The organism is Ruegeria hyattellae (assembly GCF_041537925.1).
GTDB lineage: Bacteria > Pseudomonadota > Alphaproteobacteria > Rhodobacterales > Rhodobacteraceae > Ruegeria_C.
In genome coordinates this window covers 83,272-104,329 of record NZ_JBGOSH010000012.1, presented here as the reverse complement: position 1 = coordinate 104,329, position 21,058 = coordinate 83,272, and the positions used below count along the sequence as shown (strand labels likewise).

At 62.3% G+C, this 21,058-nt stretch carries 21 protein-coding genes; 13 read left to right on the top strand and 8 right to left on the bottom strand.

Annotated features, from left to right (window positions below):
• Positions 1-6 precede the first annotated feature (6 nt).
• The 4 genes from leuS to AB1E33_RS22645 all read left to right on the top strand — a co-directional run bounded on the left by leuS (position 7) and on the right by AB1E33_RS22645 (position 4,695).
• The gene (gene leuS, locus AB1E33_RS22660; protein ID WP_372579521.1) at positions 7-2,541 is read left to right on the top strand and encodes a leucine--tRNA ligase; all 2,535 of its coding nucleotides are present in this window, start codon (positions 7-9) and stop codon (positions 2,539-2,541) included.
• On the top strand, positions 2,528-3,013 hold the full coding sequence (gene lptE, locus AB1E33_RS22655) for an LPS assembly lipoprotein LptE (protein WP_372579520.1): 486 nt from the start codon (positions 2,528-2,530) through the stop codon (positions 3,011-3,013). The genes leuS and lptE overlap by 14 nt, the downstream gene beginning before the upstream one ends.
• Positions 3,010-4,038, top strand: coding sequence for a DNA polymerase III subunit delta (holA, locus tag AB1E33_RS22650; protein ID WP_372579519.1), 1,029 nt, complete (start codon positions 3,010-3,012; stop codon positions 4,036-4,038). Before lptE ends, holA begins: the two co-directional genes overlap by 4 nt.
• Before the next feature lie 66 nt (positions 4,039-4,104).
• Positions 4,105-4,695, top strand: coding sequence for a glutathione S-transferase family protein (locus tag AB1E33_RS22645; protein ID WP_372579518.1), 591 nt, complete (start codon positions 4,105-4,107; stop codon positions 4,693-4,695).
• Here the strand turns inward: AB1E33_RS22645 and AB1E33_RS22640 are convergent.
• Positions 4,692-5,876, bottom strand: coding sequence for a TIGR03862 family flavoprotein (locus tag AB1E33_RS22640; protein ID WP_372579517.1), 1,185 nt, complete (start codon positions 5,874-5,876; stop codon positions 4,692-4,694). The two genes, AB1E33_RS22645 and AB1E33_RS22640, sit on opposite strands and share 4 nt — an antisense overlap.
• Before the next feature lie 67 nt (positions 5,877-5,943).
• Here AB1E33_RS22640 and AB1E33_RS22635 point away from each other — a divergent pair, with 67 nt between their 5' ends.
• Positions 5,944-6,234, top strand: a complete 291-nt coding sequence (locus AB1E33_RS22635) for an HNH endonuclease (RefSeq protein ID WP_372579516.1) — start codon at positions 5,944-5,946, stop codon at positions 6,232-6,234.
• On the opposite strand, the gene AB1E33_RS22630 is transcribed toward AB1E33_RS22635, so the two are convergent.
• The 3 genes from AB1E33_RS22630 to AB1E33_RS22620 are packed head-to-tail and all read right to left on the bottom strand — an operon-like array spanning position 6,235 to position 8,311.
• Positions 6,235-6,963: a VOC family protein gene (locus AB1E33_RS22630; protein ID WP_372579515.1), complete on the bottom strand. Its 729-nt coding sequence runs from the start codon at positions 6,961-6,963 to the stop codon at positions 6,235-6,237.
• A complete protein-coding gene (locus tag AB1E33_RS22625; protein ID WP_372579514.1) occupies positions 6,960-7,571 on the bottom strand; it encodes an enoyl-CoA hydratase/isomerase family protein in 612 nt (203 codons plus the stop codon). The genes AB1E33_RS22630 and AB1E33_RS22625 overlap by 4 nt, the downstream gene beginning before the upstream one ends.
• Entirely contained in the window at positions 7,568-8,311 is a 744-nt protein-coding gene (locus AB1E33_RS22620) for an SDR family oxidoreductase (RefSeq protein WP_372579578.1), read from the bottom strand. Before AB1E33_RS22620 ends, AB1E33_RS22625 begins: the two co-directional genes overlap by 4 nt.
• A 141-nt stretch (positions 8,312-8,452) precedes the next feature.
• Here AB1E33_RS22620 and AB1E33_RS22615 point away from each other — a divergent pair, with 141 nt between their 5' ends.
• The 6 genes from AB1E33_RS22615 to lpxK all read left to right on the top strand — a co-directional run bounded on the left by AB1E33_RS22615 (position 8,453) and on the right by lpxK (position 14,780).
• A complete protein-coding gene (locus AB1E33_RS22615) occupies positions 8,453-9,979 on the top strand; it encodes a DUF2125 domain-containing protein (protein WP_372579513.1) in 1,527 nt (508 codons plus the stop codon).
• A 128-nt stretch (positions 9,980-10,107) separates the two neighbouring features.
• Positions 10,108-11,454: a TldD/PmbA family protein gene (locus AB1E33_RS22610; protein WP_372579512.1), complete on the top strand. Its 1,347-nt coding sequence runs from the start codon at positions 10,108-10,110 to the stop codon at positions 11,452-11,454.
• On the top strand, positions 11,441-12,238 hold the full coding sequence (locus AB1E33_RS22605; protein WP_372579511.1) for an inositol monophosphatase family protein: 798 nt from the start codon (positions 11,441-11,443) through the stop codon (positions 12,236-12,238). The genes AB1E33_RS22610 and AB1E33_RS22605 overlap by 14 nt, the downstream gene beginning before the upstream one ends.
• An 81-nt stretch (positions 12,239-12,319) precedes the next feature.
• The gene (locus AB1E33_RS22600) at positions 12,320-12,562 is read left to right on the top strand and encodes a DUF4170 domain-containing protein (RefSeq protein WP_372579510.1); all 243 of its coding nucleotides are present in this window, start codon (positions 12,320-12,322) and stop codon (positions 12,560-12,562) included.
• A gap of 3 nt (positions 12,563-12,565) precedes the next feature.
• The gene (locus AB1E33_RS22595) at positions 12,566-13,795 is read left to right on the top strand and encodes a 3-deoxy-D-manno-octulosonic acid transferase (protein WP_372579509.1); all 1,230 of its coding nucleotides are present in this window, start codon (positions 12,566-12,568) and stop codon (positions 13,793-13,795) included.
• Positions 13,782-14,780, top strand: coding sequence for a tetraacyldisaccharide 4'-kinase (lpxK, locus tag AB1E33_RS22590; protein WP_372579508.1), 999 nt, complete (start codon positions 13,782-13,784; stop codon positions 14,778-14,780). Before AB1E33_RS22595 ends, lpxK begins: the two co-directional genes overlap by 14 nt.
• Positions 14,781-14,837: 57 nt before the next feature.
• Here lpxK and AB1E33_RS22585 read toward each other — a convergent pair whose 3' ends face one another.
• Complete coding sequence (locus AB1E33_RS22585; RefSeq protein WP_372579507.1) at positions 14,838-15,482, bottom strand: DsbA family protein; 645 nt, start codon at positions 15,480-15,482, stop codon at positions 14,838-14,840.
• A gap of 13 nt (positions 15,483-15,495) precedes the next feature.
• Positions 15,496-16,002 (bottom strand): DUF721 domain-containing protein, encoded by a 507-nt coding sequence (locus AB1E33_RS22580; RefSeq protein WP_372579506.1) that lies wholly within the window; start codon positions 16,000-16,002, stop codon positions 15,496-15,498.
• Positions 16,003-16,083: 81 nt separating this feature from the next.
• Between AB1E33_RS22580 and mutY the strand changes: the two genes are divergently transcribed.
• On the top strand, positions 16,084-17,142 hold the full coding sequence (gene mutY, locus AB1E33_RS22575) for an A/G-specific adenine glycosylase (RefSeq protein ID WP_372579505.1): 1,059 nt from the start codon (positions 16,084-16,086) through the stop codon (positions 17,140-17,142).
• Between the two features lie 58 nt (positions 17,143-17,200).
• Positions 17,201-18,334 carry an alkane 1-monooxygenase gene (locus AB1E33_RS22570; RefSeq protein ID WP_372579577.1) on the top strand — a complete coding sequence of 378 codons (1,134 nt, stop codon included), beginning with the start codon at positions 17,201-17,203 and terminating at the stop codon, positions 18,332-18,334.
• A 6-nt stretch (positions 18,335-18,340) separates the two neighbouring features.
• Here the strand turns inward: AB1E33_RS22570 and AB1E33_RS22565 are convergent, their stop codons facing one another.
• Entirely contained in the window at positions 18,341-19,723 is a 1,383-nt protein-coding gene (locus AB1E33_RS22565) for an adenylate/guanylate cyclase domain-containing protein (RefSeq protein WP_372579504.1), read from the bottom strand.
• A 157-nt stretch (positions 19,724-19,880) separates the two neighbouring features.
• A complete protein-coding gene (locus AB1E33_RS22560; protein WP_249710769.1) occupies positions 19,881-20,984 on the bottom strand; it encodes a site-specific DNA-methyltransferase in 1,104 nt (367 codons plus the stop codon).
• Positions 20,985-21,058: the final 74 nt, after the last annotated feature.

The window sequence follows — 21,058 nt, the reverse complement described above, 5'->3', positions numbered from 1 at the left end:
CACCACATGTCGCGCTATTCCGCCTACGATATCGAAGCCAAGTGGCAGGACGCCTGGGACAACGCCGGCATCTTCACCGCTAGGCGCAGCGCGGACAAACCCAAGTATTATGTGCTCGAGATGTTCCCCTACCCCTCGGGCCGCATCCATATGGGCCATGTGCGCAACTACACGATGGGCGACGTGATCGCGCGCCACAAGCTGGCCACTGGCCATAACGTGCTCCACCCGATGGGATGGGACGCGTTCGGCATGCCTGCCGAAAACGCCGCAATGGCGATCGGTGGTCACCCCAAGGACTGGACCTATGGCAATATTGCCGACATGCGTGGCCAGATGAAGCCACTGGGCCTGTCCATCGACTGGTCGCGCGAGTTTGCCACCTGCGATCCGGAATATTACGGCCAGCAGCAGGCGCTGTTTCTGGACATGCTCGACGCGGGCCTCGTCTATCGCAAGAATGCCGTGGTGAACTGGGACCCGGTCGATATGACGGTTTTGGCCAACGAACAGGTCGAAAACGGGCGCGGTTGGCGCTCGGGCGCTTTGGTCGAGCGTCGCGAGTTGACGCAATGGTTCTTCAAGATCAGCGACTATTCCGAAGAATTGCTGGATGCGCTGGACACCCTCGACAACTGGCCCGCCAAAGTGCGGCTGATGCAGGAAAACTGGATTGGCAGGTCGCGCGGCCTGCAATTTGCCTTTGAGCGCACAGATGATGGCGACCCGATCACCGTCTACACCACAAGACCCGACACTCTGATGGGCGCAAGCTTTGTCGGCATCTCGCCCGATCATCCTATCGCGCGCGCATTGGAGGCCGAAAACCCCGAAATCGCTGCTTTTGTTGCCGAATGCCGCAAGGGCGGCACCACCGAAGAGGCCATCGAGACCGCCGAAAAACTGGGCTATGACACCGGCATCCTGGTCAAGCACCCTCTGAACCCAGAGTGGGAACTTCCGGTCTGGATCGCCAATTTCATTCTGATGGATTACGGCACCGGCGCGATCTTTGCGTGCCCGGCCCATGATCAGCGCGACCTTGATTTCTGCCGCAAATACGACCTGCCGGTGATCGACACGTTCTTTGCACTGGACGATGACACGCCAGTTGCCGCCGAAGCCTTTGTGCCACCGAAAGAGCAGAAAGTGCGCTGGGTCGATCACTTTACCGGTCTGACCGAGGCCACCGGGCAAGAGGCCATCGACGCTACCATCGACTTTGCCGAAAACGCCGGCTGGGGTGAAGGCGTCACCAAATACCGCCTGCGCGACTGGGGGCTGAGCCGCCAGCGCTACTGGGGCTGCCCGATCCCGGTGGTGCATTGCGGCAGCTGCGGGGTAGTGCCCGAAAAGAAAGAAAACCTCCCCATCCGCCTGCCCGACGATGTGAGCTTTGACAAACCCGGCAACCCGCTGGACCGGCACCTGACCTGGCGCGATTGCACTTGCCCGAGCTGCGGTGCCCCCGCGAAACGCGAAACCGACACGATGGACACCTTCGTCGATTCGTCGTGGTATTTCGCCCGCTTCACCGCCCCGCGGGCCGAAACGCCAACCGTGCTGGAAGACGCCGAATACTGGATGAATGTCGACCAGTATATCGGCGGTATCGAGCATGCGATTCTGCACCTGCTCTATTCCCGCTTCTTCGCGCGGGCGATGCAGATCACCGGGCATTTGCCGAAAAAAGCCATCGAACCCTTCGATGCGCTCTTCACGCAGGGCATGGTGACGCACGAAATCTATCAGACCCGCGACACCAATGGCCGCCCGGTCTATCACCTGCCCGAGGATGTGACCGACGGCAAACTGGCCGACGGCACCGAGGTCGAGATCATCCCCTCGGCCAAGATGTCAAAATCCAAGAAAAACGTCGTCGATCCGGTCAGCATCATCTCGGCCTTTGGCGCTGACACTGCACGCTGGTTCGTGCTGTCCGATTCGCCACCCGAACGCGACGTGGAATGGACCGCCTCGGGTGCTGAGGCGGCGCATAAGCACCTCAGCCGCGTCCACCGGATCGCCTCGGAGATTGCCGAGGCAAACGATCCGGCAAATGATCAGGACGAGGCGCTGCTGCGCGAGATGCACAAGGCGATCCATGATGTGACCGGCGGGGTTGAAAGCTTCGGCTTCAACGCCTCGATCGCCAAGCTCTATGCCTTTACCAACTCGCTGGCCAAATCCAAGGCCGGAACGGGAGCCAAGGCGCAGGCGGCCAAGGTTCTGGCGCAGCTCATGTCCCCCATGACCCCGCATTTGAGCGAGGAAATCTGGCAGATGCTGGGCGGCGACGGGCTGGTCGCCAACGCGCCCTGGCCGGTGGCAGATGCGGCGATGCTGATCGATGACACCGTCACGCTGCCGATTCAGGTCAACGGCAAGCGCCGCGCGGAAATCAGCGTTCCGAAAGATATGGACAAGGCAGAGGTTGAAAAGCGCGCCCTCTCGGAAGATGCTGTGCAACGGGTGCTGGACGGAGCCACGCCCAAAAAGGTGATCGTTGTCCCGGGCCGGATCGTGAATGTCGTCATTTAACCGCAGAACTCTGCTGATGCTGCCGCTGGCGCTTGCCGCCTGCGGTTTCTCTCCTGTCTACGCGCCGGGCGGCAATGCCAACCTGCTGGATGGCAAGATCGAGGTTTCGGCCCCCGATTCACCAAACACCTATCTACTGGTGCGCAACCTCGAGGGTAATCTGGGCCGCGCGGCGAACCCGGAATACCGGCTGAATGTCTCGCTTTCGACTAGAACCCAGGGCCAGGCGATCACCGCCGACAACTCGATCCTGCGCTATGCGATCGTGGGGCGGGTAGAGTATTCGCTGATCCGGGTTGCCAATGGCGAGGTTGTCTCCTCCGGTGATGTGTCGAATTTCGTGGGCTATTCGGCGACCGGCTCGACGGTCGAGACGCTGGCCAGCGAAAAAGACGCCAACAAACGCCTGATGGTGATTCTCGCCGATCAACTGACCACCGAGCTTTACAGCTTGCCGGACCTCGCCGCATGAAGCTGAGCCCGCGCGACGCCGAGGGCTACTTCGCACGTCCTGACGCATCAAAGACCGGCATCCTGATCTATGGCGCTGACGCCATGCGGGTGGCGCTGAAACGGCAGCAGGTCCTGGCCGCGCTGCTGGGCGCCAATGCCGATGAAGAGATACGGCTGACACGGCTTACGGGCTCCGATCTGCGTTCAGACCCGACGTTGCTGCTGGACGCGATCAAGGCGGTAGGGTTCTTCCCCGGCCCGCGTGGCGCGTTCGTCGAGGAGGCAACGGATGCCGCCGCCCCCGCAGTGCTTTCGGCGCTGTCGGACTGGGCCGAGGGCGATGCGCAGATCATCGTCACATCGGGGCAGCTGAAACCATCCTCCAAGCTGCGCAAGGCGTTCGAGAGCCATCCCAACGCCTATGCGGTGGGCATCTATGACGATCCGCCGACGCGCTCCGAGATCGAGCGCATCCTGTCCGAGGCCGGCATTCGCGGCGTTGCGCGTGAGCCGATGTCGGCGCTGGTCGATCTGGCGGGCGACATTGGACCGGGCGATTTCGCCCGCACGGTGGAAAAGCTGGCTCTTTACAAACGCGGCGACGAAGCAGAGTTGTCGCTGGACGACATCCAGACCTGCGCGCCACAATCCAGTGAGGCCGGACTGGACGATGTACTCAATATCGTGGCAGAGGGGCGTCCGGGCGATATCGGCCCACTGATGCGTCGGCTTGTGGCGCAGGGGACCACCGCCGTTTCACTCTGCATCGGGGCAACACGGCATTTCCGCACGCTTTACACCTGCGCCGCCGATCCCGGCGGTCCGGCGCAGGGGATCGGGCGGTTGCGCCCGCCGGTCTATGGCAAGCGCCGCGACCGCATCCTGCGACAGGCGAAGAATTGGGGTGCGCCACGGCTGGAAACCGCGCTGACGCTGCTGACGGACACCGATCTGCAACTGCGCTCGGCCGGGCAGACGGCGCCAGCCATGGCGCTGGTCGAACGTGCGCTGATCCGGCTGGCAATGTTGGCCCGGGCGCGGTAACGCGGTTTTTGCCTTGATCCTCCCCCGGATCGCGGCACATTTAGCCGCAATCGCACAGGAGCTGAGATGTACACTGTTTACGGAAAACCGATGACCAGAACCTTCAGGGTCCTGTGGATGCTGGAAGAGATCGGGGCTGAATACAATCTGGTACCCGCTGCCCCGCGCAGCCCCGAGGTCACGGCGCTGAACGCGTCCGGCAAGGTACCGGTGCTGCAGGTGGAAGGCGATTACGTCACCGATTCCACCGCCATCATGACCTTTCTGGGCGACCGGCATCGCGCATTGACCCACAAGGCGGGCACCGTTGCGCGGGCGCAGCAGGACGCAGCGACGCACTTGCTGCTGGATGAGTTGGACGCGGTTCTGTGGACCGCAGCCCGGCATTCCTTCATCCTGCCCGAGGAGCAGCGGCATCCGGGCGTCAAAGACAGCCTGAAATGGGAATTTGCAGGCAATGCGGCCCGGCTGGCCGAGCGGATCGACGGCCCCTATCTCTGTGGCGGTCAGATGACGATCGCCGACATCATCTGCGTGCATTGTCTGAACTGGGCGATCGGCGCGAAATTCCCATTGGAGAACCAGATACTGGCAGATTACGCAAAGGGCATCCGCGCACGCGAGGCGTTTCAACGGGTTAGGGCCATGGCCTCCTAGGCTTTGGTGTCCAGTCGGGCGGCGGCGGCGCGGCCCGCCCAGCGCCCGGTGGCCAGACAAGCGTTCAACAGATAGCCACCAGTCGGAGCCTCCCAATCCAGCATTTCCCCGGCACAATAGGTGCCGGGCACCGCCGTCAGCATCAGGGCCTCGTCCAGCGCCGCGTGCATCACGCCGCCCGCGGTCGAGATCGCCTGATCCATCGGCCGCAGCCCGGCATGCCGGACCGGCAGCGCCTTGATCAGCCGTGCCAGAGCCAGCGGCGCGTCTGGCAACGGACGGCCGAACTCCATCAACAAGGCGAGCTTCGCTGCATCCAGCCCCAGCCGCTTGCGCAGGTGGTTGCCAAGGCTAGCCTTGCCACGCGGTGCGGATAGCCGCTTGTGAATGGCCTCTTCCGAGGATCCGGCCAGTAGGTCTACGGTCAGCTCCGCGCCCTCGCGCACCGGTTTGCTGACCGTGTAAACGCCGCCGCCTTCCAGTCCCTGCGCGGACAGAACCGCCTCACCACGCGAGGTGATGTCCCCGGCCTTCCACGCCACGCCTTTCAGAGGCTGGCCCAGAACCGCCTCCATATGTACCGACCAGTCTACAAGCAGCCCGACATTTGCCGGAGCAAACGGGCTGAGCGCCACGCCCCGGTCGCGCAGAATTCCGGCCCAGTTCCCGTCGGACCCCAGCCGTGCCCAGCTTGCACCGCCCAGCGCGAGGATCACCGCATCGGTCTGCAGCACGTGCGGCCCGTCGGGGGTATCGAAACCCACCCGGCCCTCCTGCCAATCGGTCCAGCGCCAGCGGGTGCAGCGGGTCACGCCCAAACCGTCGAGCCGCACCAGCCAGGCCCGCAGCAGCGGCGAGGCCTTCATCACGTTCGGAAATACCCGACCGGAAGAGCCGGTAAAGACCTTCTGATCCAGCCCGCGTGCCCAGTCGATCACGTGGGCCGCATCAAACTCGGCGATCATGGGTCGCAGCCATTCGGCGGCCTCACCATAGGCTGCCAAAAACGGTTCGAGCGGCTCATCCTTGGTCAGGTTCAGGCCAGACTTGCCTGCCATCAGGAACTTGCGCCCGAAAGAGGGCTTGGCGTCGGCAAGCAGTACCGCGTGACCCGCGCGCGCCAGTTCCTCGGCCGCCATCAGCCCGGCAGGACCGGCTCCGATCACCACTGCCTCACCCATGCAACACCCTTGCGCGCGGCGATAGGCTCGCGGATGCTGTGCACCTGCTACAAGTCATTCGAGTTCCATGTCCGATCCTGTCTGTCCCCTGTGCGAGCGTCCAATACCTTCCGGCTCCGGTAGCCTGCATCATCTGATCCCAAAACTGAAAGGGGGCAAGGGCAGGCCGACGGTTTTGTTGCATGATATCTGCCACCGAGAGATCCATGCCACCCTGACCGAAGGAGAACTGGCGCAGTCCTTCGATACCATGGCCGCCCTGCGTGCGCATCCAAGGCTGGTGAAATTCATCGCATGGGTTGCAAAGCGACCGCCCGGCTTCCGTTCGAAAGTGCCGGGCAGACGCCGGATGCGGTGATCAGCCCGGTAAAACCGGTATCCCCGAGGGATCGGTACCGTCACGCTCCAGCCCCGCCACCTCGATCCCAAGCAGATCGGGCACCGGCGCAAACACCGCGTTTTCGACATGCTGGAACTCCAGCACCGTATAAGGCCGCCGCCACAGCCATTCACGATTGCCCGCAGACCAAAGATCGGGCAGCGGTGGGTGATCGTCGGTGAAGGCCAGGAAATGCAGGTCGAACCCGTAGGCGCTGACATCCTGCAACGAAAGCAGCCGCATACCTAGGTCTTTCCAATAGACGGTATCGGCCTGAACATCACCGCTGCGCAGGGTGATCTGGCCAATCCTTGCCTCGGCAAACGGTGCCTCGGGATCGCCCGCATCCGACGCCCTGTTGCCCTCGAAATCCCATTGCAGCAATTCGATCGCGAACCCTTCGGGATCGCTCAGATGCGCCATGTAACCAATATCGAGAAACTGTTTGGGATCGCTCACATCGACGCCTTTGTCCCAGAGCACGCGCACCGCATGATCGAGATTGGTCAGCGTGATGCCGATCTTCCAATAGCGCTGGCCGGGGTCATGGGTATAACCGCCGCCGCCGGGATGCAGCACCAGATCGGCATCCTCTCCGGCGTAACCGAAACGCCCGTCACCAAGCGCCCTCATGCCCAGCATATCACCATAGAACCCACCCAGCGTCGCAGGATTGGCGCAGCGCAGATGCAGGCCGGACAGCCTCATGGACAAAGCTCTGCGATGGCTTTGGCGATGGCCGGATCCGCCGCCACGCTGTCAACCACCAGATCCCGCGCGGTTTGCATAAGCGCATCCGGCTCAACGATCCGATCCACAAGACCGAAGGCATACGCCTCTTGCGCAGTGATCTTCTGCCCAGCCATCAGGATCAAGCGGGTGCGGGCCGGGCCAATCAGCGCCGCCATGCGTTTGGGATCAGATGGCTGGGGTCGAAAGCCCAGTTTCATCACCGGGTAGAAGAACTTTGCAGAGGGAACGGCGATACGCAGATCGCAGGCCAGCGCCATCCCGTTCGCCCCTCCCGCCAGCGTCCCGTTGAGCGCCGCGACCGTCAGGCACGGCAGCGCGGCAATCGCGCCCGACAGCTTCTCCCATAGGTCCGAGGTGGCAAGCCCCCCGGTCTTGGCCTCTTCCAGATCGGCACCGGCGCTGAACACCTTGCCCCTGCCGGTCAGGATCAGCGCCCGCGCTTCGGTGGCAGCCGCGGCGATTTCGACCAGATCACTCAGCATCTCGCCGGTCAGCGAGTTGGCTTTCTCGGGCCGGTTCAAGGTCACGGTCCAAAGCCCGTCCTTGCGATCCACTTCGATCATATCAGCCCGACCCTTTTACGGATGGCTTCCTGACGGAGCGAAACTTCGGTGCCGACAAATTCATCGGCATCGGTCGAACACATCCACAGCATCGCGCGCGCGGGCCAGTCCGGCGAGATGTGATCCTCCCAGTCCAGTTGGCTGACCGGGTTGATGCCCGAGGCCTTGATCTCGCGCTGCATCTGGGTGGCTACGGTGCCCGGCGACAAGCCCATGGCACGGATGCCGTTATGACGTTCCTCCAGATCGAGGCAGCCCGTCAGCATCGCGGCGCCCGCTTTCGAGGCGCAGTAATGGCTCCAGGCTTCGATCGGGTTATGGGCCGCGCCAGAACTGACCGTGATGATCGTGCCGCCGCCGGTCTGCCGCATCACTGGAACGGCTGCACGCATCCCGTAGAAGACGCCCTTGAGGTTGATGTCAATCATATGGCCCCAAGCGGCGGGCTCGGCGCCCGCAAGATGCGAGATCGGGTCGATCGCCCCGGCATTGCCGATCAACACATCCAACTGCCCAAAGCTTTGCATGCAGGTGTTCACGGCCATCTCGACCTGCGCGTAATCCGTCACATCGCAGACCACCGGCACTGCCCGGTGACCGATTTTGGCGGCCAGTTCCTCGATATGCTGACCGGTCCGCGCCGCCAGCACCAGATTCGCCCCCGCTTCGGCAAAGATGCGCGCGGTTTGGGCGCCGATGCCCCGGCTGGCCCCGGTAATCAATACTGTTTTTCCCTGCATTTCGGGCACTCTATCCTCCTGGTCGCGGCGCTTGGCAAACACTTAGTTGACCAGCAGGGGGCGGTCCAGCCCCAGCACCCCTTGACGCCCGGTCTCCAAGAACGGACGATGCGCGCAAAATTGATCTGGAAAGGTTCCCCGATGTCTACATTTTTGCGCCGCTCCTGCGGAGCCGCCTTCGTTTATGCCATTGCCGTACAGGGCGCGTCGGCGGATCTGACCGCCCAGGATGTCTGGGCCGACTGGCAGGCCTATATGGGTGGCATGGGGTATGAGGTCAGCGCCTCGGAAGCCACCTCTGGCGCGGTCACCACCATCACGGATCTGGCGATGTCGATGCATTTGCCCGAAGAGGACGGCAACTTCGTCATGACCATCCCGGAAATGACATTGACCGAAAACGGCGACGGTTCGGTTGCCATCGGCCTCCCCGACTCGTTTCCGCTGACCCTCGACTTCAACAGCCCGGACGAGGGCGAATTTCAGGTCGAACTGACCTATTCGCAGGAAAACCTGGAGATGACGGTCTCCGGTGTCCCCGATGACATGACCTATAACTATGCCGCCGATACGGTCACGGTGGAACTGACTTCGCTGACCGACGCGAACGAGGTCATGCCCCCCGACGCGCTCAAGGCGCTGATGACGATTAGCGGCGTCACCGGGTCATCGCAGATGAAAATCGGCGACATGCGCGACGTGGCCCAGACCATGAAGGCGGCGGCGCTGAGCTATGAGATGGCGTTCGACGACCCCGAAAGCGACGAGAAGGCCCTGATTGCCGGTCAAATGGAGGGCTTGGGCTTTACCGGCAGCGGCGTGCTGCCCAAGGAATGGGACGCGGCGGATTATCAGAGCCTGATGGAATCGGGTTTCAACTTCGCGGGCGGGTTCACCTTTGAGAAGGGCAACACCAATGTGAGCGGCAACGCCGAGGAAGGTCCGTTCACGCTTGCCAGCAATTCTCAGGGTGGGACGTTCGACGTCGCGATGACGGACGCGCAGATCAAATATGACGTGATGCAGAACGACACCAAACTTGCGGTGACATCGAGCGATCTGCCCTTCCCGATCGAAATGGCCATGGCCGGGGCCGGGCTGAGTTTTGAATTCCCGGTTCAGGCCGGTGACACTCCGCAGCCCTTTGCGTTTGGGATGGAACTGACCGACTTCACCATGTCCGACATCTTGTGGAGCATGTTCGACCCCGCAGGCGCGCTGCCGCGTGATCCCGCGACCGTGGCGCTGGACACCGAAGGCACCGCGACGGTGCTGGTCAACTTCATGGACCCGGCAGTGGCGGAAACGCTGGAGGCCACCGAAGCGGCACCAGGCCAGCTTGAAACGCTCAACATCAAGCAGTTGCTGGTCTCGATGGTCGGCGCCACGCTCTCGGGCACTGGCGCGTTTGCGTTTGACAACACAAACACCGAGGAATTCGGCGGGATGCCCGCACCTATTGGCGTGGCCAATCTGGAGTTGACTGGCGCCAACGCGTTGATCGACAAGCTGATCGGCATGGGGCTACTGAAGGAACAGGATGCCATGGGCGCCCGGATGATGATGGGTATGCTGGCGGTGCCGGGTGACGCGCCTGATACGCTGAAATCGGAAATCGAGATCAACAATGAGGGCCATATCTCGGCCAATGGGCAGCGGATCAAGTGATCCCCGCGCCATGACACCAGACGGGCCGCCTGCGCGGCCCGTTTCCATTCGGACCATCCCCGTCCCGCCTTGAAGCCGTGCACCTACGGGGCTAGGTCCGGGGAAAGCCAAAGTTGAAAGATCACCGAATGACACAGCATCCCGGAAATATCTGCCATGATCTGCTGAAGGCAGCGCGCGCCGCCGGTGCCGACGCGGCGGATGCGATCGTGCTGCAGGGCAGCTCGGTCTCGGTCGAGGTGCGCAAGGGTGCGCTGGAACATGCCGAGCGTTCCGAGGATGCCGATCTTGGTCTGCGGGTCCTGCTGGGCCAGCGGCAAGCGCTGGTCTCGTCTTCGGACATGCGCCCCGAAGCGCTGCGGATGATGGCCGAACGCGCCGTTGCTATGGCCCGCGAAGCGCCTGCGGACCCGTTTTGCGGGCTGGCAGACGCCAGCAATCTGGCTGCGGATGTCTCGGTCGATGCGTTGGATCTTGCCGACCCTTCCGATCCGCCCTCGCCCGAAGCACTGATGCAGGACGCGCTGGCCGCCGAGGCCGCCGCGATGGCGGTGGATGGGGTGAGCCAGGTCTCGGATGCGGCAGCGGGTTATGGCGAACACCGCGTGCATCTGGCCGCCAGCAACGGGTTTTCGGGCGGCTATACACGTACCGGCAGGTCGCTCTCCTGCGTGGCGATATCGGGCACCGGCACCGGCATGGAGCGCGACTATGACGGCGACAGCCGCACCTATCAAAGCGATCTGCGCAGCGCGGCCGAGATCGGGCGCCTGGCCGCCGAACGCGCCGTCAGCCTGCAAGGTGCGCGCAAACCGCAGACCGGCACGTTTCCGGTCCTGTTCGATGAACGGATTTCATCCTCGCTGATCGGCCATCTGATGGCGGCCTGCAACGGATCTTCGGTCGCGCGCGGCGCGTCCTGGTTGAAGGACGGGCTGGGAAAGCAGGTGTTGCCCGAGGGTCTGTCGCTAATCGAAGACCCACATCGCCCCCGCGTCTCCGGCTCACGCCCCTTTGATGCCGAAGGGCTGCCTACCCGCCGCCGCCTGGTTGTCGAAAACGGCGTGCTGACCGGCTGGACGCTGGATCTGGCCAGCGCCCGCAAACTGGGCATGGCCTCGACCGGGAACGCGACGCGCGGTGTTTCCTCACCGCCCTCACCCAGCAGCTGGAACCTGTCGCTGACGCAAGGGACGGCATCCCGCGCCGATCTGATGCAGGACATGAGCGCCGGTCTACTGGTAACGTCGATGATCGGGTCCACCATCAATCCCAATACCGGCGACTATTCACGTGGCGCGTCGGGCTTCTGGGTCGAAAACGGAGAGATCGCCTATCCTGTCAATGAATGCACCATCGCGGGCAATCTGCGCGACATGTTGTTGCGGATCATTCCGGCCGATGACGCGCGCACCTACCTGTCGCGCGTGGTGCCGTCCCTGCTGATCGAAGGGATGACCCTTGCCGGGAACTGACCTGCCCCTGCTGACCCAAGCCGCCCACGAGGCCGGGCGAATCGCCGTCAGCTATTTCAAACGCGACCATCAAAGCTGGGACAAGCCCGATGGCGCCGGACCGGTGACCGAGGCCGATCTGGCGGTAAACCGAATGCTTGAGGACACACTGCGAGCCGCGCGGCCCAACTATGGCTGGCTAAGCGAAGAGAGCGAGGATAGCGACGCGCGGCTGGACAAATCCCATGTCTTTATCCTCGACCCGATCGACGGCACCCGCAGCTTTACCGAGGGCTCCTCGACCTGGGCGCATTCCTTCGCCGTCGCGCAGGACGGGATCGTCACGGCCGCAGTGATCTATCTGCCGATGCGCGACTTGCTCTATTGTGCCGCCGCTGGTGAGGGGGCGACACTGAATGGCGAACCGATTGCGGTGTCAGAGACCGAAGAGCTTGCGCAAGCCGATATCCTGTCGGCGCGCCCCAACATGGGCGGGCGGCATTGGAAAGCGGGCCAGCCGCCTGGCTTCGAACGCAGCTATCGTCCTTCGCTGGCCTATCGTCTAGCGTTAGTGGCGCAGGGACGTTTCGACGGGATGCTGACCCTGCGCCGCAGCTGGGAATGGGATATCGCGGCGGGCGACCTGATCCTGCGCGAGGCAGGTGGCGGATGCACCGACCGCAACGGCGCGCCGCTCAGGTTCAACAGCCCGTCGGCGCAGGTCGACGGGGTTGTCGCGGGCGGCCTTGCAGTGCATCGAGAGCTGACCGGCGCGCTGATACCGACAGCCGGAAGCGCGGGCTGAAAACCCGCCATCCGCTTGACCCGACGCATGATTTCCTTAGGTTGCCGGGCGACCCCATGACCATGAGACAAGGATTTCCGCATGGCACAGCGACTGCATCTCGTGTTTGGCGGCGAGTTGGTCGACCCGACCAAAAGCGTTTTCAAGGATGTCGACGACATTCATATCGTGGGCATGTACCCCGATTATCAATCCGCTTATGACTCCTGGAAGGCCGAAGCCCAGCGCACCGTGGACAATGCCCATATGCGCTATTTCATCGCCCATATTCACCGCCTGCGTGACGAAGAGGCCGAAGCCTCGTCAACGGAAGAGCTGGGATAGGGTTTGGCCCGCTCACTCAGCCTTGCAGCATATCGCGTCCTGTCATGGCGCGGTGGGCAGGTGCCCGAAGGTGAATTACCGCCCCGGCCCCGAGGCGAGCTGTTATGGGTGCATGTCACGACGCGCAACCGGTTTACAGTGCTGGCTGAGATGTGTCGCAGGCTGCTGGCGCAGCGGCCGGAATTGCATGTGCTGTTTACCGCCCCGACCGAGAACGAGATCCGCGCCTGGGGCGGCGTCGGCGCGAATATGATCGCACTACCTTCAGACCAACCCACGGCAGCGCGCGCGTTTCTGGACCATTGGCAGCCGGATATGTGCCTCTGGGCGGGGGGCGGGTTGCAGCCGAACTTGATCAGCCTGGCCGCCACGCGGCAGGTGGCGTTGGTGCTGCTGGATGTGAACGAGGCCGAACTGACACTGCGCAAGCACCAGTGGCTGCCGGACCTGATGCGCACGACGCTGGATTGTTTTGGCACCGTCCTGGCCAGTGGGGAGCGCGCCGCCCGCGACATTAGGCGGCTGGGCGTCATCAGCTCAAAGGTGTCGGTCTCGGCCGAGCTGCGGGCCAGCCCCAATCCCACCCCGTGGCCCGAAGAAGAGCTGGTCAAGACCACCCAGCTTCTTGCCGGTCGCCCCGTATGGCTGTCGGCCTGGACCCAGAAAAGCGAGTTTCCATATGTCGAAACCGCCCATCGCAATGCGCTGCGCCTATTGCACCGGCTGTTGCTGGTGCTGCATGTGGCCAATCCCAAGGAATCGTCATACCTGCGCGCTCAGCTTGAGGCGGCAGACCTGCGCTGCGCCGATTGGGATGCAGGCGACGAGATCGAGGACAACATACAGGTCATCCTTACGACGGAACCCGACGATCTGGGCCTCTGGTACCGGATCGCGCCACTGACCTTCATGGGCAGTTCTCTGGTGTCGGGCGCGGGCGGCCGCGATCCGCTGACGGCGGTGGCGCTTGGCTCGGCCGTTCTGCATGGTCCCAATATCGGCACCCAGCGCAGCAGCTATGTCAGGCTGGCCGCTGCGGGCGCCGCGCAATCGGTACAGGACGCCACCGCGCTGGCGGATGGGATCGTGCGGCTGCTGTCGCCCGATTACGCCGCCGAGATGGCGCTAGCGGGCTGGCAGGTGGTGACCGAAGGGGCGCAGCTAACCGATCAGCTAATCGACCTGATCCAGGATAAACTGGACGAAAGCAGGCCTGATCATGCGCGCGCCTGAGTTCTGGAACACCGCGCCCGACGCGCTGGATTGGCGGGCGCGACTGCTGTCGCCGTTGGGTGCGATCTATGGCCGGATGACCGCGCGCCGTCTGAAGCAGCGACCCGGCAGTGCGCCCGGTGTTCCGGTGATCTGCGTCGGCAACCTGAATGCAGGCGGAACAGGCAAGACGCCCACTGTGATCTGGGTCGTGGATCAGCTACGCGATGCCGGGCATGAGCCACATGTGGTCAGCCGCGGCTATGGCGGCAGTCTGGTCGGGCCGGTCCGGGTCGAGCCGGCGCGCCATCGCGCAGGCCAGGTAGGCGACGAGCCGTTGCTGCTCGCCGCCTTTGCCGAGGTCTGGGTCGCCCGCGACAGAGAGGCCGGCGCTCAGGCTGCCGCCGCTGAAGGGGCCACCGTGATCGTGCTAGATGACGGGTTCCAGAACCCCGCGCTGGCCAAGGATTTCTCGATCGTGGTGGTAGATGCCGCGATCGGCTTTGGTAACGGTCTCTGCCTGCCCGCCGGGCCACTGCGCGAACCGGTGGATGAGGGGCTGAAGCGGGCTGACCTGGTGATGTCGATTGGCGAACCCGACGTGCAGGACCTCTTCGCTGCCAGTTGGGGCGCGGCATTGTCCGTGCCACATGCGCGCGGCACGCTGAAACCCTTGCAGACCGGAATGGACTGGACCGGGCTGCCGGTGCTGGCCTTTGCGGGCATCGGTCATCCCGAGAAGTTCTTTCGCACCCTGCGCGCGCAAGGTGCCAACCTGAAACGCGGCAAAGAGCTGGACGACCATCAGCCGCTGACCTTGGCGCTGCTTACACGACTGGAAAAAGAGGCGCAGCATCTGGGCGCGCAGCTTGTCACCACCGAAAAGGATGCCGCCCGGCTGCCCACTGCTTTTCGGCGCAAGGTCATCACTCTGCCGGTCCGGCTGCAGGTCGAGGCTGCCGAAGAGATTCGTGACCGGATGCTGAAAAAGGCGCCACCCCCCTGAATGACAAAACCCCGGACAATCGCCGGGGTTTTGCGTGAACAGGCCTGATTGCGGTGATCAGCTGCCCAGTTCTGCCTCAATCAGCGTCTTGAACGCGTCGTAAGAACCGGGGTTCTGCACCATCTCTCCATTGACGATAAAGCTGGGGGTCGCCCGCACATTGTCGCGCTTGAAATTGTCTTCATACCACCCATAAAGCGACTGCGCCTTCTCGCCATCCTGTAGACAGGCCTGCAGCTGTTCATCCTTGATCCCGGCCAGACGCCCGATCTTGGTCAGCTCTTTCACGATCTCCTGGGGGCCATCCGCCCGCGCCCAGCTGGATTGTTTTTCAAAGATCAGATCGGTGACGCCAAAGAACTTATCGGGCCCGCCGCAACGCGCAACCATCGAGGCCCAAAGGCCGGGACGATCAAAATAGGCCTCGCGATAGATGAACCTGACCTTGCCAGTATCAATGAAATCCTTTTTGAGCTGCTTATACGGCCCTTCGTGGAAATTGGCGCAATGCGGGCAGGTATAGGAGGCATATTCGATGATCTCGACCGGCGCATCCTGAGCGCCCTGGACCATATCGACGATGGTTTCTGTCTGTTGCGCCTCGGCGGCGCCGACCAGCGAGACAGTTGATTTCTGACTCAGCCATAGCCCTCCGGCGGCCAGCGCCGCGACGGCGCAGAGTGCGGGTGCAATTCGGGTCATTTCCAGCCCTTTCTTAGCGTTTCTGCCTGGTTAAAACGTTACGCCCCAATCGTTCGAGCGCATTGCGAAGGTCGTCATTCTCGACGCCCTGCGCGGCCTTGCTCGCCTCGGTGACGACCTCGGCGGGGATTTCTTCTTTCTTCGGAGCGGGGCGATGCGCGAAACTGGCCTGCCCTTCGGCAAAGCCGGTCGGAGCAGTTTGAGTAAGGCGGATACGGGCAATCGCGTTATAGCCATAGACCGCATTCACCTTCTCGCGCAGGCGTTCCTTCTGCATTTCCAGCATCGGAGCCTGCGCCCCGGTGGTAAGCAGCGAAAGCGTCGCGCCAAAGCCGCCGCGCCCGTAGCTGACATTCACAGGACGGCAAATCGCGGCGATATCCTGCCCGACGATCTCGGCCCAATGGGTGATCACCCGCGAGACGGCAAAGCCACGACTTTCACCTGCCCGGCGAATCTGGTCGTTGAGCAGGTTCGAAGTGCGTTTGAAGCCACGGGTCGTGGAACGTCTGGCCGGCATCTGGTATCCGCCTCCTTGCAGCCTATTGTAAAGCCCGCGCGAGGGTGCGCCAGCGAAACCGGACAATCGGAGACATAAATCTTGCGTGACTTAAAGCCACAGGCAGAGCTGAACCAAGCGTTGCTGAACTGGTATGACAGCCATGCCCGCGAAATGCCCTGGCGGGTCAGCCCAGCGGACCGGGCGGTGGGTATCCGACCCGATCCCTATCGGGTGTGGCTGTCCGAAGTGATGCTGCAGCAAACCACCGTGGCCGCCGTCACCGACTATTTCCAGCGGTTCACGCGGCGTTGGCCCACCGTGCGAGATCTGGCCGGGGCCGAGGATAGTGAGGTGATGGCACAATGGGCCGGGCTTGGATATTACGCGCGGGCGCGCAATCTGTTGAAATGCGCCCGGGTCGTGGCAGGTGAATTGGATGGGGTGTTCCCGGATAGCTACGGCGATCTGCTGAAACTGCCCGGCATCGGGCCTTATACCGCCGCTGCCATCGCCTCGATCGTATTTGACCGGCCCGAGACAGTGATGGACGGGAATGTGGAACGGGTCATGGCGCGCCTTTATGATCTGCATGACCCTTTACCCGGCTGCAAACCGGCGCTGAAAGCTTACGCGACCGCATTAACTCCCAATGAGCGGCCCGGAGACTACGCGCAGGCGGTGATGGATCTTGGCGCCACAATCTGCACGCCCAGATCTCCGGCCTGCGGCATCTGTCCAGTGATGGGATCCTGCGCTGCCCGCCTTGAAGGAACCGCCGCCGACTTGCCACGCAAATCGCCGAAGAAACCGAAACCCACACGATATGGATACGCCTATCTGGCACGGCTGCGCGACGGATCATGGGTGCTGGAGCGGCGCCCCGACAAGGGGCTGCTGGGCGGCATGTTGGGTTGGCCCGGGCCGGACTGGTCGGATGTGCCAGATGATGCGCCGCCCTTTGCAGGCGCGTGGGTCGACCTGCCCGGCGAGGTCCGCCACACCTTCACGCATTTTCATCTGATCCTGCGCCTGCGTACCACCATGCTGGCGCAGGCCCCGTCTGCCGAGGGGATCGAGGTGGTTGCCAAACACCGATTCCGCCCCGGCGACTTGCCCACCGTGATGCGAAAGGCGCATGCCCTCTGGCAGGCGCAATAGCAGGAGTTGCGGGCCGCAACCAAAACGCTAGGTTTTGCCTATAAGCTTCGAGTCGATGATGATCCCAAACGACACCGTGACGCGCTGGCAAAGCGCCCTGCCCTTCTGGATTTCCTTCCTGCTGATCCCGCTGGTCTGGATTGCGGCGGTTCGGGGCGGATACTGGCTGCTGGCGGTTCCGGTGGCGACCTGGTGGTCATTTGGCATTCTGGACCGCGTTCTCGGCCTCAACCTGGAAAATGCCGACCCCCAAACCGGGGATGGCGACCTGCGTTGGTATATCGTGCTGACCCAGATCTGGTTGCCGTTGCAATTTATCACCCTCTTTGGCCTGATCGCCTACACCGCCCAAAGCGACCATCTGAGCAGTGGCAGCAAGATCGCGCTGTTTTTCGGGGTGGGCGTGATCACCGGCTCGATCGGCATCAACTATGCCCATGAACTGATGCACCAGAAAAGCCGGATCGAGCGCTGGTCCGGCGACCTGCTGCTGGCGATGGTGCTTTATTCGCATTTTCGGTCCGAGCATCTGCTGGTCCACCACCGCCATGTGGGCACCCCGCGCGATCCGGTGACCGCACGCTATAACGAGGGGTTTCACAGGTTCTATCCGCGCGTGCTGCTGCAATCGCTGAAATCTGCCTTTGGTGCCGAAAAGGCGCTGCTGGCGCGCAAGGGGCAGCCTTGGACAAACCGGCGCAACCCGTTCTTTCGCTATTGGGCGCTGCAGGCGGGCATGCTGGCTTTGGCCTTGCTGTTGGGGGGGTGGTCGGGGCTTGGCCTGTTCCTGCTGCAGGCCGGGGTCGCAATCTGGCAGTTGGAGCTGGTAAATTACGTGGAGCATTACGGGCTAACCCGGAAACATCTGGGCGACGGCAAGTATGAGCATGTGAAACCGCGTCATTCCTGGAACGCGGCGCAGAAAGCTTCGAACTGGTTGCTGATCAACCTGCAACGCCATTCGGACCATCACTACAAACCCGACCGGCGCTTTCCGCTGTTGCAAAACCACACCGAGGCCGATGCGCCGCAATTGCCCTATGGCTATCCGGTCATGACCATCGCCGCGATGATCCCACCGCTCTGGCGGCGAGTGATGAACCCACGCGTGCGGGCCTGGCGGCGGCGGTATTACCCCGAGATCACCGACTGGACACCTTACAACAAGGCTCAGAACCCGTTGCCGCGCTAAAGCACTTCAGCGCGCCCAGACCGTCACCGGACCGTCCAACCCCCTGATCGTCTGGCTAGGATATTCCACCAACCCATCGACCGCAGCGGATGCCCCGCCATTTTCCGCCATGATCTGTGCCCGCGCCTCGGTGCTGATCGCGAAGGGTGCGGGCAACTGGCGGGTCAATGCCTCAAGCCGCGAGGCCACGTTCACCGCGGTACCGATCACCGCATATTCCAGCCGGTTCGCGCCGATATCACCCATCACCACCGGGCCGTAGTGCAGCCCGATGCCGATCTCGATGACCGGCAGCCCACTGCGCCGCCGCTGCAGGTTCCAGCGGTCAATTTCCTGCAGCATCGACAGCGCACAGCCATAGGCGTTGGTTGCATCGCGGTCGCCCGCAACCGGAGTGCCGAAGGTCGCCATCAACCCATCGCCCAGATATTTGTCCAGCGTGCCGTGATGGCGGAATACCTCGGTCTCCATCCTTGCGTGAAAGGCGCGCAGCATGTCCACCACTTCATAGGCGTCCCGCGACGCAGCAAATCTGGTGAAGCCGACGATATCGACAAACAGGATCGCGATATCCTCGCTGCGCACCTGTTTCAGCGGCTCGTCATTCTGCGAAAGCTGATCGACCACATTGGGCGAGAAGTAGCGAGACAGATTGGTCCTCTCACGTTCCAGTCCCGCATTGGTCATCAACAATCGGTTCAGCCGCCGCATCGACACCCCGAGTGTCACTGCGACCATCACAAAAACAATGACCTGCTGAATACGCTGAGGGATCATGAAGCTGTTCGGATCGAGCAATTCGACAACGTCAGGAAAGCCCACCAGCGCCTCGTTCACACGGTCGGTCAATCCGGGTATCGGCGTTGCAACCCACCAGGCAATCAACCAGCCAATCGTCCAAATCCCCGCTGTCCACGTCCCGATTGCGACAACCGTACGCCAGGAATAGGCCAGCGTTCCTGCGGCAAGGATAATGAAGAAATATTGAAAGTTATCGAACCGATACTGCATCGCCAACGGCCGGACATCATCGCTGAACGGGTTGGGAACAACCATACCCAGCGTCATGATCAGAAGATCGACAAAAATCAGCAGCAATTCGATTCGCGATTGCCCGACCCGACCCGCACGCCGGATCAGCCAACCATTGGCGCAGATAAGTAACAGGATGAAATGGTAATACAGGACCTCCCAATGCGGATTCAAAAGAACCAGCAACAACGCTGTTAGCCCCATCGCGATCCAGCGGGCGCGCACCGCAAGCTCAAGCCCTTCGCGTTTGTGCTGTTCCAGTGCGGCTTGAGTATACTTGTTATCCAGCTCGATCTCGTCCGGAAGCGAGAAGGAAAAGCGGTTCAAATCCGTTGTGTCCGCGCTGCTCTGGCTCATTTGTCGGGGGTCCTCGTTGCCGGTCGCAATCTAGGTATCATCCTGACAGCCATTGGTCTCTGCGACAAAAGAAAAGGCCCCGCCGGTATCGGCGGGGCAAGGTAGAGTGCCTTGTGTCAGGCCACAGGCACCGGCGGTATTCTGTATATTGGGTGGCTCAGTTCTGCATTTCGGCGCGGATCTGCTGGCGTAGCACGTCGATCGGCACGGTCTTGCCGTCGCGGCGGAAACACCAATAGGTCCAGCCATTGCACGATGGCGCGTTTTCCAGATGCGCCCCGACCTGATGGATCGAGCCCTTGATGTTGTCGCCCACCAGCGTGCCGTCGGCACGCACCTTGGCCTTGTGGCGCTGGTTCATCGAAAACAGCTCTTCGCCCGGACGCAGCATGCCGCGTTCAACCAGCTGGCCGAAGGGCACACGTGGTTCGGCGCGTTTGCTGGCGCTGACCTGCAGGGCGTCACGGTCGAACTTGCGCACTTTGGCGATACGCTTCTCGGCCACCTTGCGATAGGCTTCCTCGCGTTCGATCCCGATGAATTCACGGCCCAGCATCTTGGCCACGGCCCCGGTCGTGCCAGTGCCAAAGAACGGGTCCAGCACGACATCTCCGGGATTGGTAGAACCGACCAGAATTCGGTGCAGCAGGGATTCCGGCTTTTGCGTCGGATGCGCCTTGTCGCCCTTGTCGTCCTTGAGCCGCTCATGCCCGGTACAGATCGGCAGCACCCAGTCGCTGCGCATCTGCACGCCTTCGTTCAGCGCCTTGAGCGCCTCGTAATTGAACGTGTACTTCGCCCCTTCTGCCTTGGAAGCCCAGATCATCGTCTCATGGGCATTGGTATAGCGCTTGCCCCGGAAATTCGGCATCGGGTTCGACTTGCGCCAGACAACGTCGTTCAGAATCCAATAGCCTTCATCCTGAAGGGTCGCGCCAACCCGAAAGATGTTGTGATACGATCCGATCACCCAGATCGCGCCATTGGGTTTCAGCAACCGGCGTGCAGCCTTGAGCCAGGCTTTGGTAAACTGGTCATACGCCTTGAAGCTGGAAAACTGGTCCCAGTGGTCATCCACCGCATCAACCTGGCTGTTGTCGGGGCGATGCAACTGCCCCTTGAGCTGCAGGTTATAAGGGGGATCGGCAAAGATCAGGTCGACACACCCCTCGGGAAGACTGTTCATCACATCGATGCAGTCCCCGGAAATGATCGAGTTTAAAGGGAGCGCAACTGCGCCCTTTGTCTTGGTTTTCGTCATTTTCTGCCTCAAGTTCCGCGGCGCATTTTTGCGCTCATCTGGTTGTGTTCAGGATGAGTCAAAGCGGATTCGGC

What these genes read in the sequence shown, in the direction of transcription:
- AB1E33_RS22640 (WP_372579517.1), bottom strand. Translation starts at nt 5,876, where the DNA reads ATGGGTGAGGCAGTGGTGATCGGAGCCGGTCCTGCCGGGCTGATGGCG.
- lptE (WP_372579520.1), top strand. Translation starts at nt 2,528, where the DNA reads ATGTCGTCATTTAACCGCAGAACTCTGCTGATGCTGCCGCTGGCGCTT.
- AB1E33_RS22580 (WP_372579506.1), bottom strand. Translation starts at nt 16,002, where the DNA reads ATGCCGGCCAGACGTTCCACGACCCGTGGCTTCAAACGCACTTCGAAC.
- AB1E33_RS22620 (WP_372579578.1), bottom strand. Translation starts at nt 8,311, where the DNA reads ATGCAGGGAAAAACAGTATTGATTACCGGGGCCAGCCGGGGCATCGGC.
- AB1E33_RS22585 (WP_372579507.1), bottom strand. Translation starts at nt 15,482, where the DNA reads ATGACCCGAATTGCACCCGCACTCTGCGCCGTCGCGGCGCTGGCCGCC.
- AB1E33_RS22635 (WP_372579516.1), top strand. Translation starts at nt 5,944, where the DNA reads ATGTCCGATCCTGTCTGTCCCCTGTGCGAGCGTCCAATACCTTCCGGC.
- AB1E33_RS22560 (WP_249710769.1), bottom strand. Translation starts at nt 20,984, where the DNA reads ATGACGAAAACCAAGACAAAGGGCGCAGTTGCGCTCCCTTTAAACTCG.
- leuS (WP_372579521.1), top strand. Translation starts at nt 7, where the DNA reads ATGTCGCGCTATTCCGCCTACGATATCGAAGCCAAGTGGCAGGACGCC.
- AB1E33_RS22615 (WP_372579513.1), top strand. Translation starts at nt 8,453, where the DNA reads ATGTCTACATTTTTGCGCCGCTCCTGCGGAGCCGCCTTCGTTTATGCC.
- AB1E33_RS22600 (WP_372579510.1), top strand. Translation starts at nt 12,320, where the DNA reads ATGGCACAGCGACTGCATCTCGTGTTTGGCGGCGAGTTGGTCGACCCG.
- AB1E33_RS22570 (WP_372579577.1), top strand. Translation starts at nt 17,201, where the DNA reads ATGATCCCAAACGACACCGTGACGCGCTGGCAAAGCGCCCTGCCCTTC.
- lpxK (WP_372579508.1), top strand. Translation starts at nt 13,782, where the DNA reads ATGCGCGCGCCTGAGTTCTGGAACACCGCGCCCGACGCGCTGGATTGG.
- AB1E33_RS22645 (WP_372579518.1), top strand. Translation starts at nt 4,105, where the DNA reads ATGTACACTGTTTACGGAAAACCGATGACCAGAACCTTCAGGGTCCTG.
- AB1E33_RS22625 (WP_372579514.1), bottom strand. Translation starts at nt 7,571, where the DNA reads ATGATCGAAGTGGATCGCAAGGACGGGCTTTGGACCGTGACCTTGAAC.
- AB1E33_RS22630 (WP_372579515.1), bottom strand. Translation starts at nt 6,963, where the DNA reads ATGAGGCTGTCCGGCCTGCATCTGCGCTGCGCCAATCCTGCGACGCTG.
- AB1E33_RS22565 (WP_372579504.1), bottom strand. Translation starts at nt 19,723, where the DNA reads ATGAGCCAGAGCAGCGCGGACACAACGGATTTGAACCGCTTTTCCTTC.
- holA (WP_372579519.1), top strand. Translation starts at nt 3,010, where the DNA reads ATGAAGCTGAGCCCGCGCGACGCCGAGGGCTACTTCGCACGTCCTGAC.
- AB1E33_RS22610 (WP_372579512.1), top strand. Translation starts at nt 10,108, where the DNA reads ATGACACAGCATCCCGGAAATATCTGCCATGATCTGCTGAAGGCAGCG.